At 61.5% G+C, this 14,832-nt stretch carries 11 protein-coding genes and 1 pseudogene; 3 read left to right on the top strand and 9 right to left on the bottom strand.

The window, feature by feature from the left end; all coding sequences use genetic code 11:
* Positions 1–18: 18 nt before the first annotated feature.
* The 5 genes and pseudogenes from G8767_RS09010 to G8767_RS35720 form a co-directional block, all read right to left on the bottom strand.
* Positions 19–2,142: a phospholipase C, phosphocholine-specific gene (locus tag G8767_RS09010; RefSeq protein ID WP_095972274.1), complete on the bottom strand. Its 2,124-nt coding sequence runs from the start codon at positions 2,140–2,142 to the stop codon at positions 19–21.
* A gap of 104 nt (positions 2,143–2,246) precedes the next feature.
* On the bottom strand, positions 2,247–3,992 hold the full coding sequence (locus G8767_RS09005; protein ID WP_206029127.1) for an Ig-like domain-containing protein: 1,746 nt from the start codon (positions 3,990–3,992) through the stop codon (positions 2,247–2,249).
* A gap of 29 nt (positions 3,993–4,021) precedes the next feature.
* A complete protein-coding gene (locus G8767_RS09000) occupies positions 4,022–5,164 on the bottom strand; it encodes an Ig-like domain-containing protein (protein ID WP_166809917.1) in 1,143 nt (380 codons plus the stop codon).
* A 270-nt stretch (positions 5,165–5,434) separates the two neighbouring features.
* The gene (locus G8767_RS35725; protein ID WP_240952087.1) at positions 5,435–5,944 is read right to left on the bottom strand and encodes an O-acetyl-ADP-ribose deacetylase; all 510 of its coding nucleotides are present in this window, start codon (positions 5,942–5,944) and stop codon (positions 5,435–5,437) included.
* Positions 5,945–6,529: 585 nt separating this feature from the next.
* Positions 6,530–7,372: pseudogene (locus G8767_RS35720) on the bottom strand (ADP-ribosylglycohydrolase family protein); the annotation flags it as partial.
* 79 nt (positions 7,373–7,451) lie between these two features.
* On the opposite strand from G8767_RS35720, the gene G8767_RS08990 reads away from it, so the two are divergent.
* From G8767_RS08990 to G8767_RS08980, 3 genes are all read left to right on the top strand, one after another.
* Positions 7,452–8,132, top strand: a complete 681-nt coding sequence (locus G8767_RS08990; RefSeq protein ID WP_166809915.1) for an NUDIX hydrolase — start codon at positions 7,452–7,454, stop codon at positions 8,130–8,132.
* Between the two features lie 61 nt (positions 8,133–8,193).
* Positions 8,194–9,318 (top strand): dihydrodipicolinate reductase, encoded by a 1,125-nt coding sequence (locus G8767_RS08985; protein ID WP_166809914.1) that lies wholly within the window; start codon positions 8,194–8,196, stop codon positions 9,316–9,318.
* The gene (locus tag G8767_RS08980) at positions 9,315–9,794 is read left to right on the top strand and encodes a carboxymuconolactone decarboxylase family protein (RefSeq protein WP_019745891.1); all 480 of its coding nucleotides are present in this window, start codon (positions 9,315–9,317) and stop codon (positions 9,792–9,794) included. Before G8767_RS08985 ends, G8767_RS08980 begins: the two co-directional genes overlap by 4 nt.
* Before the next feature lie 118 nt (positions 9,795–9,912).
* On the opposite strand, the gene G8767_RS08975 is transcribed toward G8767_RS08980, so the two are convergent.
* The 4 genes from G8767_RS08975 to G8767_RS08960 form a co-directional block, all read right to left on the bottom strand.
* Positions 9,913–10,689: an enoyl-CoA hydratase-related protein gene (locus G8767_RS08975; protein WP_166809913.1), complete on the bottom strand. Its 777-nt coding sequence runs from the start codon at positions 10,687–10,689 to the stop codon at positions 9,913–9,915.
* Positions 10,690–10,751: 62 nt separating this feature from the next.
* Entirely contained in the window at positions 10,752–12,377 is a 1,626-nt protein-coding gene (locus tag G8767_RS08970) for an AMP-binding protein (RefSeq protein ID WP_206029158.1), read from the bottom strand.
* Between the two features lie 166 nt (positions 12,378–12,543).
* Positions 12,544–13,356: an enoyl-CoA hydratase/isomerase family protein gene (locus G8767_RS08965; RefSeq protein WP_166809912.1), complete on the bottom strand. Its 813-nt coding sequence runs from the start codon at positions 13,354–13,356 to the stop codon at positions 12,544–12,546.
* 41 nt (positions 13,357–13,397) lie between these two features.
* Positions 13,398–14,756 carry an MFS transporter gene (locus tag G8767_RS08960; RefSeq protein WP_166810080.1) on the bottom strand — a complete coding sequence of 453 codons (1,359 nt, stop codon included), beginning with the start codon at positions 14,754–14,756 and terminating at the stop codon, positions 13,398–13,400.
* Positions 14,757–14,832: the final 76 nt, after the last annotated feature.

The following is a 14,832-nucleotide window of genomic DNA, read 5'->3' as shown; positions in this document are numbered from 1 at the left end:
CGATCGCTGGCTGTTGATTCACGTCGGTTGGCTGACACTGGTCCGCCCGTTTTCGATGTGCCCGACGAGTACGCGCTTGAATTCAGGATCTTCGTCGACTGTCACGGTGGCCTGATACCAACCGTCCACCGACATCACCGTCCACCGACCGCGTGCCCCGGCAGCGAGTTTCCGTCGTTCCCCGTCCACATTGACCGACAGTGCACGACTTCCGGAATTTGTCGTGGACAGCATGAGAGTGCGCGACCCTGCGTCGACGGTGGTGGAGACGTCGAGCGCGGCCGCCGCGCTGTCGGTCGCTCCGCCGAACTCTCGTCTGAACCCGTTGGGACCCAACAGGGTCAGGTTGTAGACGCGTTCGTTGAGCGCAACGATGTCGTCGATCTCGCCCTCGACGTCGTAATGTCGCGGCTCGTCGAACTCTCGCGCATACGGGTACAAGGCCAGGTGTGCGGATGCGGCACCGGTATTGGCCAGATGGAGCGTCAACGAGCCGGCGCCAGGGTTTACGCTCATGTGAGCGTCGGGCTGATAGGGAAGTGCCCGCGCTGGTCGAGTACCGCTCTCCTGCAGGGGCATTCTCTGTTCGGTGGGTGGGGTTGGCGTCCAGCGCGGTTCCAGTGGTGGGGTGGGTTGCGGACGGGACACGGTCGGTCGGCTACGCGGGTTGGCGAAGTCGAACGCCGACGTCAGGTCACCACTCACCGTGCGTCGCCACGGGTCGATTTCCGGTTGCGTGATTCCGAACCGCTTCTCCAGAAATTGTGTGACGGACGTGTGGTCGAAAACCTGGGAACAAACGAAACCGCCGACAGTCCACGGCGAGATGATCGTCATCGGCACCCGCGGGCCGAGACCGAGCGGCTGATTGCCGACCCATTCGGTTTCGATCGAGTGCGGCGGTCGGGGCGGCGGTACATGGTCGAAGTAACCGTCGTTCTCGTCGAAGTTGACGATCACGGCCGTCTTGGCCCACAGATCCGGATCGGAGGCGACGGCGTCGAGAACTTGGTAGAGCAGTGTTGCGCTCGCCGCGGGTGACGATCCCGACGGATGCTCCGAATCCACCTCGGACGGAACGAGATAGCTGACTTGCGGCAGTCGACCCGACTCGACGTCTTTCCTGAACTCGGCGGCCAATGTGCCGGGCCGGGATCGGTACAGCGCGCGATCGTAGAGTTGGCGATCAGCAGCCGACAGTTGATCTGCGGCATCCTCGAGGGCCAGTACCGCTGCATCCTGAACCGGCGCCGGCATCGAGGGCAGGGCGAGATAGAACCCGGCCAGGGTCTGCAGTTCGAAAGGGAGCAGGCTCGGTCGGCCAAGCAGCCCTGCCGCCACTTTCTTGAAGGCAGTGAAGTATTCGAGATTGTTGTCTCCGAAGTTGTCCCACTCCTGGTAGGTCTTCCAGGAAATGCCGGCGGACTGCAACCGCTCGGGGACCGTCTTCCATCCGTAGCCGGCGTGCCAGGGGTTGTAGGCCGCGTTGGTGACAGCTCTTCCCTCGGGGCCGGGTGGATCCGAGGGCAGGATCGACTCGGTTGGATTGGGCGAAAGTGGCTCGTATCCGGTGTATCCCGAGACCCAGTAGTTCCGGTTCGGGCTCGTCGAGGTCGGCACGGAGCAGTGGTAGGCATCGCAGATCGTGAACGCGTCCGCCAGTTCGTAATGGAATGGGATGTCTTGCCGGTCGTAGTATGCCATCGTCGTGCCGGTCTTTGCTGCTACCCAGCCGTCGTGCCAGCCGTCGGCGAGTGCGGCATGTCCGCCCGCCCAGCTGTGATCCAGCCCGGTGACGTTCTGGGTGTCCATGCGTTGTGCCGCAGCGGAGTCGCGGATGGGGAAGGGGAGCACAGGACCGGTAGGCCCGGGTTGTTCGAAGACGCTGTGGCCGCTGCGTAGTCGCAACGCATTCGGATCCCCGAACCCGCGAACACCCCTCAGTGCGCCGTAGTAGTGGTCGAAAGATCGGTTCTCCTGCATGACAAGGACAACATGCTCGATCGAATCGAGCCCACCGGAGTTTGCGGGCGTTGCCAGTGCGCGCTGAAGGGACGGGGGCAGAAGGGAAGTGGCGGCGACTGCAGTCGCACCGACCCCGGCGGCGAGAAAGGACCGTCGAGAAAGAGAATTCCTGGACACCTGTGCTCCATCGATAAATCAATCAGTGCTATGACTACAGCCGTGACATGCTGTTGCCGCTGCTCCGAATCGGTGCAGCGGCAACAGTGTCGAGCGAAATACGATCAGGAACCGAAGAGACCGCTCAGTGAACCGAGGCTGCCCGAGCCGCCGTTCCCGCCATCGTCAGGCGCAGCAGAGACCTTGACGACGGATTCGTCGGACGCGGACTGTGTGAATCCACTTCGCCCCGCGAAAGACGCCGTGATCCGATGATCACCAGTCGATGCGAAAGCGTGGGTCAGGCGCGCCACACCATCGACTCCGACGACAACGGGCTGTCCGATGGGTTGGTCACCGTCGAAGAACTGAACCGAGCCTCCGCCCGGATTGGGAGCGACCGTCGCGGTCAGCTCTGTTGCGACATTCTGCTTGGCCGTCGCGGGTGCTGCCAGTGAGGTCGAGGTGGTGACATCGGAGGGCGCGGGATCGGACACGGTGACCGTTTGGGCCGATGCCATCGACGGCATGAAACCTGTTGCGCCGGAGTAGTAGGCCGACACTGCGTGAGATCCTGCCGAGGTGAAGGCATGTTCGAGAGTGGCCTTGCCGTCAGCGCCCACCGGGATCGGAGCACCGATATCAGCAGCGCCGTCCTTGAACTGGAGAGTGCCGCCGGTGGGTGTCGGCGTGACCTGCGCCCTCAGCGACACCGATACGCCCGTCTTTGCATCGGTAGGAACGTTCACGGCAGTGTCGGTCTGCTTGACGACAGGGGCGGCAGTCACCGTGACCATCGCCTCCGTCGAGTTGGAACTCTGGAATCCGTTGACTCCCTGGAAGGTCGCGGAGACACGCGCAGTTCCGGCGGTGTAGAAGGTATGCGGTAGCCGGGCAGTGCCGTCGGCACCAGGCGTGACAGGTGAACCGACGTCAGCGCCATCCACCCTGAACTGAACGTTTCCAGTGACCGGAGCCGGATCCACCTTCGCGACAAGCTCTGTCGGAGTGCTGGCTTGGATCGAGCCGGGCATCTGGATCGTGGTCGTTGTCGGTTGGCTGACGTAGATCGTCGTCAGAGCCTGCCCGCCGGCGTTGAGGCCGGAGTTCCGGTTGTCCCTCGGGGAGCAGTTGTAGCGCTCCCAGTAGTTGACGCCGAAGACGTCCTTTTCGCGCTGGACGAAGGTGAGCGCATTGCGGTCGTCGTCGTAGTTGGCGGAGCCGGGATCGGAAACCCTCAGCGAAGGCTTGATCTCGCTACCGGCCGCGCCGGCTTTGACCGTGACGTCGACTGCGGGGAGTCGGAACTTGGTGTTGGCGCCGACGATGATGCCGTCACTCGATCGAACCGCGGAGGACGGACCGTTTCCGGTGGTCCGATTCGATCCGGAGATACGCAGGTGCGTTCCGGATGCCGATGGATTACCGCCGTCGTCGATCCGTGTGACTGTTGGAGTGGCACTGTCGGATCCGAGGCCGTACGCACTGTCCGCCACAAGCTGGGAACTCACGAATTCGACGCCCGACGGGATGTCGAAGTCGTACTTGATTCGGGCCCAATGCACGACTCCACGGCTGGCATGGCCGCCGCTGTTTGCTTTCATCTCGTTCGGCTGCACCCGGTAGGTGATGGTCTCACCCGGTGCCGCGGTGGTCGGCGCGGTGATGGTGACCCCCGAGCCGAGTGTCTCGTTGAACGTGATCGGGCTTGCCGCACCGTCCATCTCGCGCACATGGCATGCAGTTGTGAAGGCCACGCTCTTGGTCTCGGGGGCAGCAGAGGCGATTCCGCCGCCGACGATGGAGAACAAGCCGCCGGCCAGTACCGAGACGGTTGCAATCGCAGAGCTGCGTAACAGTTTCGAGTTCATCGACGAATCCTGGTTTCTGCTCACAGTTTTCACGACCCGAATCCGGGGGTACCAAGGCTGCCGAGGCTACCGGTGCCAGGCTCGGGCTCGGACGGTTCGACGACGTTGATCGTCACGGCACCCGACATCGATTCCATGAAGCCTGCAGATCCCGTGTAGTACGCCGTGATGTTGTGGTCGCCCGCTGTTGTCATCGTGCGGTTAGCCTTCGCGACGCCGTTGACGACGGCCACCGGAGCGCCGAGATCGACTCCTCCGTCACGGAACTGCACCGTTCCTCCCGACGGCCAAGGAGTGACCGTTGCCGTCAACTCGACGGAGTCGCCGACGACAGCCTTACCGGGTGCGTCGATTCGCGTCTGTGTCTGGGCGAGGCTGGAGTCGACATTGATCACGGCGAGTGGCTGGCCGCCAGCGTTCAATCCGGCCGAACGGTTGTCGCGTGGTGAGCAATTGGTGGTCAGCCAGTACTTCACGCCGCCGAGCAGGGTCTCTTGTTGCAGGAAGGTCAGGTAGTTGGCGGCACTGTCGTAGGAACCCGAGTTGGTATCGGAAACGCGGAGCATGGGCTTGATCTGGGTGCCGACGGCCCCGGACGTGACGGTGACGTCGACTGCCGGGAGCTGGAACGTCTTTCCTCCACCGACTTCGATTCCGCCGCCGCCGTTGTCGTCGGTATTCGGTCCGTTGCCCGCGGTGATGTTGTTGCCCGAGATACGAAGATGCGTCCCATTCGGATCGGGTGAACCGGCATCGTTCACACGAGTGACCGAGGGAGCGACCCCACCCAGATTCGAGCTGGTCCCGGCCACGATCTGCGCTCCCACGAAGGTTGTGCCCGCAGGAATGTCGAAATCGAACTTGAGACGCGTCCAGTTCACGACCGACCTGAGGTCGTAGCCGTCTTTGGGGACCGTCATCGGCTTGGGGGCAAGGCGGTAGGTGAAGGTGGAGTTCGGCGGAACCACGGTCGGGGCACTGATCGTGACGCCGGAATCGCGTGTCTCGTCGTGTGTGATCGGGCCGGGGAACTGCCACCCGTGACACGACGCCGTGAACGGAAGGTTCACATCAGCGGCGGATGACACTCCCGCTCCGCCGACGACCAGGGCAACGCATCCGGTCAAGGACGCAGCCACCCCCACTCCTCGGCGCATCAACGTCGACACCATTCACATTCTCCTTGAGTAGCGCTCGAAAAAATCGAGCTCTCGGCTTGAAGCCGGGTCCGGGAACCGGCCTCGAGCTGACAGAGAAGCGAATACGTCTTTGTCGTTTGCTCACCACCAGCTCAAACCCTGGAGAGGAGTAGAACACAGAGCGCGCCGCGAAATATGCGAATCGGACAAATTGTTGGACAAACGTCCAACCGGTGAAATTTCTCCACTCGCCAGCCCGGTCTGCAGCGCTTCAACGTGGTGTGATGTGGGCCCGGCAAACGGTCAAGCGATCGCGCGGCGCATCAGGTCTGCCGTCTCCTTGTTGAATGCGACCAGTGTGACCGTCTCGACTTCGGTCTTCGCCGCGCGAATCGCTGAAACGGCCTGTCGGACCGCATCTTCCTTCGGCCAGCCGTAGACCCCTGCCGAGATCAACGGAAAGGCGACGGTTCGTGCGCCGATCGAGTCTGCAACGGCGAGACTGCGCGTGTACGCCGACCGAAGCAATCCGGATCGGTCCTCGGATCGTGAATACCTCGGGCCGACGGTGTGAATCACGGCCTTGGCGTGGAGTTTTCCCGCGGTGGTGGCTACGGCCGCACCCACCGGCAGGCCGTCGGGGAGGCTGGTGTTGCGCAATACCTCGCAAGCCTTCAGGATCTCCGGTCCGCCGGCGCGGTGGATCGCGCCGTCGACACCGCCGCCGCCGAGGAGCCTGGAGTTGGCCGCGTTGACGATCGCGTCGACGGCCAGCGTCGTGATGTCGCCTTCGACGACGGTAATAGCGGGCATGGATCCTCCTGTGTTTCCAACGGCCGTGTTCGCGAGGGCCGTGTTTCCGAGGGCCGTGTTCCAGAGTTCACGCTTGGGGCGAGCCCACGGCATAGCCGAGCGTACGTCGTAGGGGTCACGTCCGATCAACATCGAGTATCGCGCCGCAACCGACGGTGTGCGACTGTGTGCCTGAACGCAATGAAGGAGTACGCGCTTGCCTTCAGCCCGCAACGCCTGGACGGTGCGCGCTGCGTCGTCGAGAACGAACTCGAGGTTGGCGTTGGAATCGGGACCGTCGTCGACCAACCAGAACTCGACGTGATCGAAGCAGACCTGCCGTGTTCCCATGCGGCACAGGCTGACCACAGCGTCGTAGTCCGCAGTGGACACCGCATCGACGCCGCCGAGCAGGACGCCGTCGTCGTGCGGGTGCGTGGTCAGGTGGTGGGTTCCGCGGAACCGCGAGTAATCGAGTTCTGCCGTCGACGGCCAACCGTTCTTGTCGTCGGTGCCGCCGCGAGCAGTCTTGATCGCCAGGCGAACCAGATCGGAGGAACGGTATCCCGGCCAGCCGTGCATGATCCGGCGCCACCGGGCGGGAACCGCCGACGCTCCCCAACGGGCGCCGAGGAGGCCACCCGCGATGGCCGCAGTCGTGTCGGTGTCCCCGCCGGCTCGCACGGCTGCTTCCAGCGCGTACTGGAGGTGGCGAGCATCGGCATTGTCCGTGGAAGTGATGGCCCACCAAGCGGTTTGAAGTGCATGCACCACCCAACCGTTCTTGGAGAAGTCCTGAGGTTTCCCGGTTTCGGCCTGATCGAGCAGCGGGCCCCAGTATTCGGCGACCTCCTGATCGGCAACGGAGAGGAAGTCGCGAGCCCCCTCGAAGTTGCCGGCGACAACGGCATGGCGGATGGCGTGGGTCCACAACTCGCACGCCTGTCCGGCGCGCGGGTCGTCATGCGTGAGTGAACTGATCCGGTGCGCGGCCGAACTGGCTCGCTCTGCATCGTCCAAGTAGGCGAGGGCGACGGGAGCGGTGCGCATGAGCGAGCCGTTGCCGGCCTTGCGGCCGCTGATCGCCCGCGCACGATCCGCCATGACGGCTGCGCTTTCGGAGCGGGTAGACAATACCGCTCGCGTCTGGTTGCCGATGTCTGCGGGCTTCGAGTCGTACCACCGGATGAACTGTGCTGCAATGGCATCGAGGCCATCAGAGCCGCCGATGTCGATTCCTGTCGCGGCCACCTCGGCGATTGAAACTGCCATCGAGGTGTCGTCGGTCCATTCTCCCAGCGCCCAGTTGAACGGACCGCCGCCGATCATGTCGATGGTGACCTCGGTGTTCGGATAGGTGAATTCGTACCCGGCGCCGAGTGCGTCGCCTGCTGCGGTGCCGAGCAGAACGCCGGCCGCTCGATCGGACTGCTGTGCGGTGAGTTTCATAGCCACCTTTTCAAGTTCGCGGAGATCGTTTGATCAACTTTGCGCTAACCATAGATCATGTTTGAGATAACATGCAAGGGTGAATAAATGGACAGACACGAGCGGCAGGGCATTATCGGACTACCCGCGTCCGTCCGTGGCAGTGGACGTCGCGGTGTTGACGTACAGCGGTGAATCCCTGAAGGTTCTGGTTGTTCGGCACCGTCTGGGCTCGCTGGCGCTACCGGGAACTTTTCTCCACGAACGCGAGTTGCTCACGGCCGCAGCTGATCGTGCATTGTCGGTCAAGGCAGACTTGGCTCGGACGGACTTTCGCCAGTTGGCGATCTTCGACCGACCTGACCGCGACGATCGCGGTTGGGTTCTGTCGGTCGCGCATACCGTGGGCCTACCGGAATCGGCTCTGCCCGATTCGGCACTTCTCGTCGATGTGTACGACGACGAAGCAGTGAGCGGACTCGCGTTCGATCACGCCGACATGGTGCGACTCGCGGTCACGGACCTCCGCACGAGGTACGCGTCGTACGTGGATCCGGACGGATTGTCGGGAGGATCGTTCACCGTCGCCGAACTTCGGGGACTGTACGAGGTGATCTTCGATCGTCCGTTTCAGAAGGACAGCTTCCGCCGGCAGGTGTTCGACGCGCTCGAAAGTACCGGCGAGATGAGTAGGCCGGGTAACGGCCGGCCCGCCGAGACTTACCGGAGACGCGGTGACGGCGCACTGACTGCGCAGGCAATGGCATTCTTGGCCGGATGAAGTGAAACGAATTCTTGCAATTCTGCTGACCTGACGCGCTGAGCTGGGTAATGTCCGGTTGATGGGTGCAGTTTCGAATGAAGCCGAGTCCAAGATTCCGACCGTCGTGTGGGGTACGGGCAATGTCGGGCGTGCATCGATTCGCGCTGTGACAGCCAATCCTGCCCTCGAACTCGTCGGCGTCATCGTTGCCAACCCGGCGAAGGTCGGACGAGACGCCGGTGATCTCGCCGATCTGGGAGTGCACCTGGGCGTCGCGGCGACCGATGATGCCGATGCCGTGCTCGCAGGGTCCCCGGGCGCGGTGGTCTACGCGGCTTCCGGTGACATTCGGCCCGATGACGCGGTTGCAGACATCACGCGGGCGCTGGCCGCCGGAGCTGTGGTGGTCACGCCGTCCGTATACGCGCTGTACGACCCGAAATCTGCACCCTCCGAGCTTCGTGATCCCGTCGAAGCTGCAGCCAAGGCAGGCGGCGGCGCTCTGTTCGTCTCCGGCATCGACCCAGGCTGGGGCAACGACATCCTGCCGATTCTCGTCAGCGGGCTCGCGGGGACAATCGACCAGATCCGGTGTCAGGAAATTTTCGACTACACGACCTACGAACAGCCGGATTCGGTCCGCTACCTGATCGGGATGGGTCAGCCGATGGACTACGAACCTCCCATGGTCGCGCCGAGTGTGCCCACCATGGTCTGGGGCGGCCAGATTCGGCTCATCGCCCGGGCGCTCGGGGTGGAACTCGACGAGATCCGCGAGACCTTGCTGCGCCGCCCGCTCGAGGAAACCGTGTCGACCGACCATATGGGGGAGTTCGCGGCCGGCACCCAGGGCGCACTGCGATTCGAGGTTCAGGGAATCGTCGGCGGGGAACCCTTGATCGTGATCGAACACGTCACGCGTATTCATCCGTCCTGTGCCCGCGATTGGCCGCTTCCGCCCGACGGTGGGGATGGTGCGCACAAGGTGATCGTCGAAGGACGACCACGTATCGAGATCAACGTCGAGGCCACCGATGAAGGTGGAAACCGCGCAGCCGGCGGAAATGCCACGGCTGTAGGACGTCTCGTCAACGCAATTCCGTGGCTTCGTCAGGCTGAACCCGGTCTTTACGACGCGCTGGACGTTCCGCTCACACCCGGCGTCGGCAAGCTCGGTGCCCGAAACTCGGAGGTACTCACATGAACATCGACATACCCGAAGGCAAGAATCCGATCGGCTACGTGTGGGGCGAGATGGTCCCAGGCATCGGGCCCGCGGCCGCCGGCTTCTCCCAAAAGGTCTACACGGACGGCACTCTCGGACTCCGCGAGTTCGAGGCGGCCAGGCTTCGGATTGCTCAGATCAACGGATGCATCTTCTGTCAGGACTGGCGCACCGAGCGCGACGGCGAGACAGTGGAATCGACGTTCGATCAGGCTGTCACGGACTGGCGCACCACCGATGCCTTCGACGACAGGACACGCCTCGCTGCCGAATACGCCGAGAGATACGCTCTCGACCACCACGGACTCGACGACGAGTTCTGGGAACGTATGACAGCTCACTACTCCCAGCGAGAAATCGTCGAGTTGAGCATGTGCCTCGGATCGTGGTTGGCCTTCGGTCGGCTCAACCACGTCCTCGGCCTCGATACTCAATGTGTGTTGCCCGGCAACTGAATGTGACCTCTCAGGATTCGAACGTGGCGGAACGCGAGCTGTGTATCTATCGCGACGTCACGATTGAACAGCAAGCGAGCTGGGATGAGTGACGCTGGGCTGCATGACGCGCTTCTCTTCACTTTCCCAGGTACTGAGGATTTCTCTTCTCACTGAACGCCGAGAACCCTTCCGCTGCATCGTCTGTGCGAACGACACTGAGGAAATGGTTGAATTCGTTCTCCATTGCGGCGCGCTCGGGCAGACTCTTCGATTCCAGAATCGAAGCGCGAGCAGCCTTCACCGCAAGAGGGCCTCGTGAAGCGATCACCTGGGCCATGTCGACTGCAACGGACAACAACTTCTCGATGGGCACGATCCGATTGACAAGGCCGACTCGCAGCGCCTCTGCGGCATCGATCGGATCCCCGGTGAGGATCATCTCCATCGCGAGCCCGAGCGGAACTGTTCTGGGTAGGCGGACCGTACCGCCGGCACCCGGAATGATCGCCCACTTCGTTTCCGCCAGTCCGATTGTCGCATTCGGCGACGCTAGGCGGATATCGCAGGCAAGCGCCATCTCGCAGCCACCTGCCAGTGCGTGGCCGTTGATGGCAGCGATGATGGGTTTCGCTCGATCGATGGTTGTGAATCCACCGAAATTCCATGTCGGGGATTCGCCCGCACGTACCTTCGATTGGTACTCAGGGAGCAAGGTCTTGAGATCGGCTCCCGCGGAGAACGCTACGGTCCCCGCTCCGGTCAGCACTGCGACATACAGATTCGGGTCTGCTTCGAACTCAGCCACAGCGGCGCCGAGCGCCGTGTTGTGAGCAGGATCGAGCGCGTTCCGCGCCTTGGGGCGGTTGATGGTGATGACGGCAATGTGGTCGAATCGATCGACATCAATAGACATGAGGGACTTCCTGTTTGGGGACTGTGCAGTTCATATCGGGACCTAGCCCCGGTTAGATTTGCTTATGCAGTGGCAACCGAATCGTCGAGTTGAAAATCACGTACGCTCTGCTCGCGCATTGCAATCTTGCGGATCTTTCCAGTCGCCGTCATCGGAAACTCACTTGTAATGTGCACATAGCGAGGAATTTTGTAGTTCGCGAGTTTCCCTGTGCAGAACTCGCGCAGAGAGTGCGCATTCAACGGCGGGTGGCCTTCGCGCATGCGGATCCAGGCGCACAACTCTTCACCGAACTTCGGATCGGGAACTCCGATGATCTGAACGTCGCCAATTCCGGGGTGTGAGTAAAGGAACTCTTCGATCTCTCGCGGATAGAGCTTCTCTCCGCCTCGGATCACCATGTCTTTCAAGCGCCCGACGATATTGACGTAGTCCTCGCTGTCCATGGTGGCGAGGTCGCCGCTATGCATCCATCCATGAATGTCGATGACGTCCGCAGTCTTCTCCGGTTCCCGCCAGTACCCTTGCATCACCAGGTAACCGCGGGTGCAGAGCTCTCCGGTCGTGCCACGGGGAACGGTAAGTCCCGTCTCCGGATCTACGATCTTCACCTCGACATGGGGTAACGGTGTGCCGACGGTGGACGTTCGCCGCTCGAGGGATGCATCTGTGCGGGTATGGGTTGAGATGGGTGAAGTCTCGGTCATGCCGTAGCTGATGGTTATTCGGTCCATGTTCATCTCTGCAACAACGCGTTTCATGTACTCGACAGGGCACGGTGCGCCGGCCATCGTCCCGGTGCGAAGGCTCGACAGATCAGCGCGGGTGAAGACCGGGTGCTCGAGCAGACTGATGAACATTGTCGGTACGCCGTACAGGGCAGTGCATCGCTCGGCTTGGATCGCGGCGAGGGTGGCTGCGGGATCGAACCAAGGGGAGGGGATTACGACACACGAACCGTGAACCAAAGAACCGAGATTCCCCAACACCATTCCGAAGCAGTGGTAGAAGGGCACCTGCACGCACAACCGTTCGTCGGAGGTGAAGCCCTGTCCCTCTGTGACGAGGAATCCGTTGTTGAGGATGTTGTGGTGAGTGAGTGTTGCGCCTTTCGGTGAACCGGTGGTGCCTGAGGTGTATTGGATGTTGATCGGGTCGTCACGGTCCAGGGATTTCATCCGACCGGAAAGAGCAACGTGGTCGATGGGAGTCCCGGCAAGGCTGTCCCAAGCCGGTGTGCCGATCTGGATTACTTCGCGTAGGAATGGCGCTTCCGGACGGACCTCGTCGATCAGCGCAACGTAGTCCGAGTTCTTGAAGCGACTCACCGATACCAACACTGTGATCTCGGCCTGGCAGAGCACGTAGGCGAGTTCTTGCGCGCGCGACGCAGGATTGATGTTTACCAAGATTGCCCCGACTTTGGCTGCAGCGTATTGGATCAGGACCCACTCGGGCACGTTGGGCGCCCAGATCCCGACTCGGTCACCCTTCGCCACTCCGAGCCGCAACAGCCCCGTTGCCAGTGCTGACACGGCCGAGTCAAGTTGTCGGTAGGTCCACCGTCTTCCCGACTGAACATCAACGAGGGCCTCGTTCTCAGGGAAAAGTTCGGCGGTCTTCTCCAGTTGATCACCAATGGTCAAACCGATCAACGGCAGATCGGAGGGCCCACTGGCGTAGCTCATCTCGGACACGGAAACTCCTTGAATCTCGGCGCCTTCGAACTCTCGAACTCAAAGGCACACGATGCACAAAATGTTGGGCAAGATAGCGCGACCTGCGTGGCCGTGTTTCGAAACCTACTGCGCCGAAACATTATCGGCTACTCTCGAAAGTTGGTATCTGCTGAAGTCAATCTCCACTCACGCGCCCCTCATCGGTACGTTCGTAGAATTTGCCCAGTCGCTGTCTCACAGTAGGGTTCGACGCGACAACGGAGTACCCGAGCAGTGCCTCGACAGCAAGTGCGTCATCGAGGCGTCGCCCTATGATTTCAAGCGCCGTGTCTTTGGCCGATTCCACTGCTGCTCTGTCATTTCGTAGGATCGACGCGACGGTAGCTTCCGCCTCCGTGATCAAATCGTCGTGCGGGACTACCCGGGATACCAACTGCCAGCGCTGGGCCTGTTCCGCATCGAACGGGTTGCCCGTGAGGATGATATCCATTGCTGTGCTCAGTCCACACATATTGACGAGTCGGACAATGCCCCCATCCATCGGGTGGAGCCCTCTTCGGACCTCGAACGAGCCGAATTGTGCATTCTCAGAAGCGATTCGAATATCGCAGGCAAGTGCGATCTCGAATCCGCCGGCGAGTGCCCAACCATTTACCGCAGCAACGATCGGTTTTCGGATGCGGTGCAATCCTCGCGTGATACCGCCGAATCCGTCGGTGACCTTCCGGCGGGGAAGATCAGCGTCTGCGCCGACCCACAGAGGAAGATGTGTCTTGAGATCTGCTCCGACACAGAACGCGTCACCGCTACCGGTAAGGAGCGCTACTCGCACGGTGTCGTCGTCGCGGAAATCCTCCCAAATCTGACTCAGACGTTCGTGCATCTCCAGATCAATTGCATTCTTGGCGTCGGGACGGTTCAGAGTTATGTACGCTACCTCGCCTCGCTTCTCGTATAGGACCTTCGACTCGGGACTGCTTGTGTTCATGCGGTTTACGGACTTCCTGCTCAAGGGCTTGATCGGAGATTTCAGAGATTTACACTGTCGCTCGTTGCGCCATCACTGCGGTCCGCAAGGTCTTCGGTCGGCGATCCTTGGACGATCCGTCGGCCTTTGGTCTCGACCATGAGGTACGTGCACAGCACGCTGAGAAGCGACAATCCGGCAAGCATGATTCCCACGTACATGACATCGCCATTGGCTACGAACACCGATGCCAGTAGCGGGGGAATCGCCCCGCCGAGGACGCCGGCCAAGGTGTATCCCAGTCCTGCGCCGGTGTATCGGTACCGTTCGTGAAACATTTCAGGAAGTGCGGCACCTGCAGGCCCGTAGGCGATTCCGAAGATCACCAGCGTGCCGATCAAGCTGACGCCGTACAGCACGATGTTCTGTGTGTCGAGGAGTGGGAACATCACGAGCGACCACACCACTGCGAGACTGCACGAGAACATGATGACCTTGCGTCGACCGATTCGATCGGACCACGCTGCCGACAACGCAATCGTGAGTCCGAATATCACAGCCGCGATCATTCCCATCGTCAGGACCGTGATTCGAGAGAAACCGAGATTCTTCGTCGCGTAACTCGTCAGAAATGCGGTGCCCATGTAGAAGAGCGAAAACAGACTGGCAAGTGCACCACCGGCAATCAGGATCTCTCGCCACTGGAACCGAATCGCATCGAGAAACGGTAGTCGACTGCGCCCGTCGGTGACTGCGTCACGACGCTGCACTTCCTTGAACACCGGTGTTTCTTCCACAGACAGGCGGATCCAGAGTCCGACCGCCACGAGAAGAGCTGACATGAGGAACGGGATGCGCCAACCGATGGTCATGAATGCGCTGTCGGCGTTGTTGTCAGTACCGGCCGCAATTGTGAAGACGAGAAATGTTCCGCTGGAAAGGAAAAACGCGAATGCGGGCCCCAACTGCGGGAACATCGCGTAGAGGCCGCGCTTGTTCTTGGGGGCGTACTCTGCGGTCAGCAATACGGCGCCGGCCCATTCACCGCCCACTGCGAAGCCCTGTAGAAACCGCAGGAGGACAAGGAGGACAGGCGCTGTGGTGCCAATTCCGTTGGGGAACAGGCCGAACACCCCGGAGTTGCTGCCCGGCAACAAGCCGATTGCGACGGTGGCAATGCCCATGATCAACAAGGTCCACACGAGAGTGCGCTTGCGGCCGATCAAGTCACCGAAGTGTCCGAACAAGATTGCCCCGACCGGCCGTGCGAAGAACGCAACAGCAAAAGTTGCGAAAGATGCCAACGTGGCGATCGAACTCGACATTCCGGAGAAGAAGATGGTGGGGAAAACGAGCGCGGCAGCCGTGCCGTAGATGAAGAAATCGTAGAACTCGATGGTCGTGCCGATCGAGCTGGCCATCGCAACTTTCCGGAGCCGAGGCTGCGGAATGGTCGGGATGCCTCCGTTGTCGACAGGGGTGGGTGGTGCGCTCACA

Origin of the sequence: Rhodococcus sp. IC4_135, from assembly GCF_011602025.1 — a bacterium.
Taxonomy (GTDB): domain Bacteria; phylum Actinomycetota; class Actinomycetes; order Mycobacteriales; family Mycobacteriaceae; genus Rhodococcus_F; species Rhodococcus_F baikonurensis.
This window is presented reverse-complemented; position numbering and strand designations above follow the sequence as displayed.

What these genes read in the sequence shown, in the direction of transcription:
- G8767_RS09005 (WP_206029127.1), bottom strand. Translation starts at nt 3,992, where the DNA reads ATGAACTCGAAACTGTTACGCAGCTCTGCGATTGCAACCGTCTCGGTA.
- G8767_RS09000 (WP_166809917.1), bottom strand. Translation starts at nt 5,164, where the DNA reads ATGGTGTCGACGTTGATGCGCCGAGGAGTGGGGGTGGCTGCGTCCTTG.
- G8767_RS35725 (WP_240952087.1), bottom strand. Translation starts at nt 5,944, where the DNA reads ATGCCCGCTATTACCGTCGTCGAAGGCGACATCACGACGCTGGCCGTC.
- G8767_RS08985 (WP_166809914.1), top strand. Translation starts at nt 8,194, where the DNA reads ATGGGTGCAGTTTCGAATGAAGCCGAGTCCAAGATTCCGACCGTCGTG.
- G8767_RS08980 (WP_019745891.1), top strand. Translation starts at nt 9,315, where the DNA reads ATGAACATCGACATACCCGAAGGCAAGAATCCGATCGGCTACGTGTGG.
- G8767_RS08975 (WP_166809913.1), bottom strand. Translation starts at nt 10,689, where the DNA reads ATGTCTATTGATGTCGATCGATTCGACCACATTGCCGTCATCACCATC.
- G8767_RS08970 (WP_206029158.1), bottom strand. Translation starts at nt 12,377, where the DNA reads ATGAGCTACGCCAGTGGGCCCTCCGATCTGCCGTTGATCGGTTTGACC.
- G8767_RS08965 (WP_166809912.1), bottom strand. Translation starts at nt 13,356, where the DNA reads ATGAACACAAGCAGTCCCGAGTCGAAGGTCCTATACGAGAAGCGAGGC.
- G8767_RS08960 (WP_166810080.1), bottom strand. Translation starts at nt 14,756, where the DNA reads ATGGCCAGCTCGATCGGCACGACCATCGAGTTCTACGATTTCTTCATC.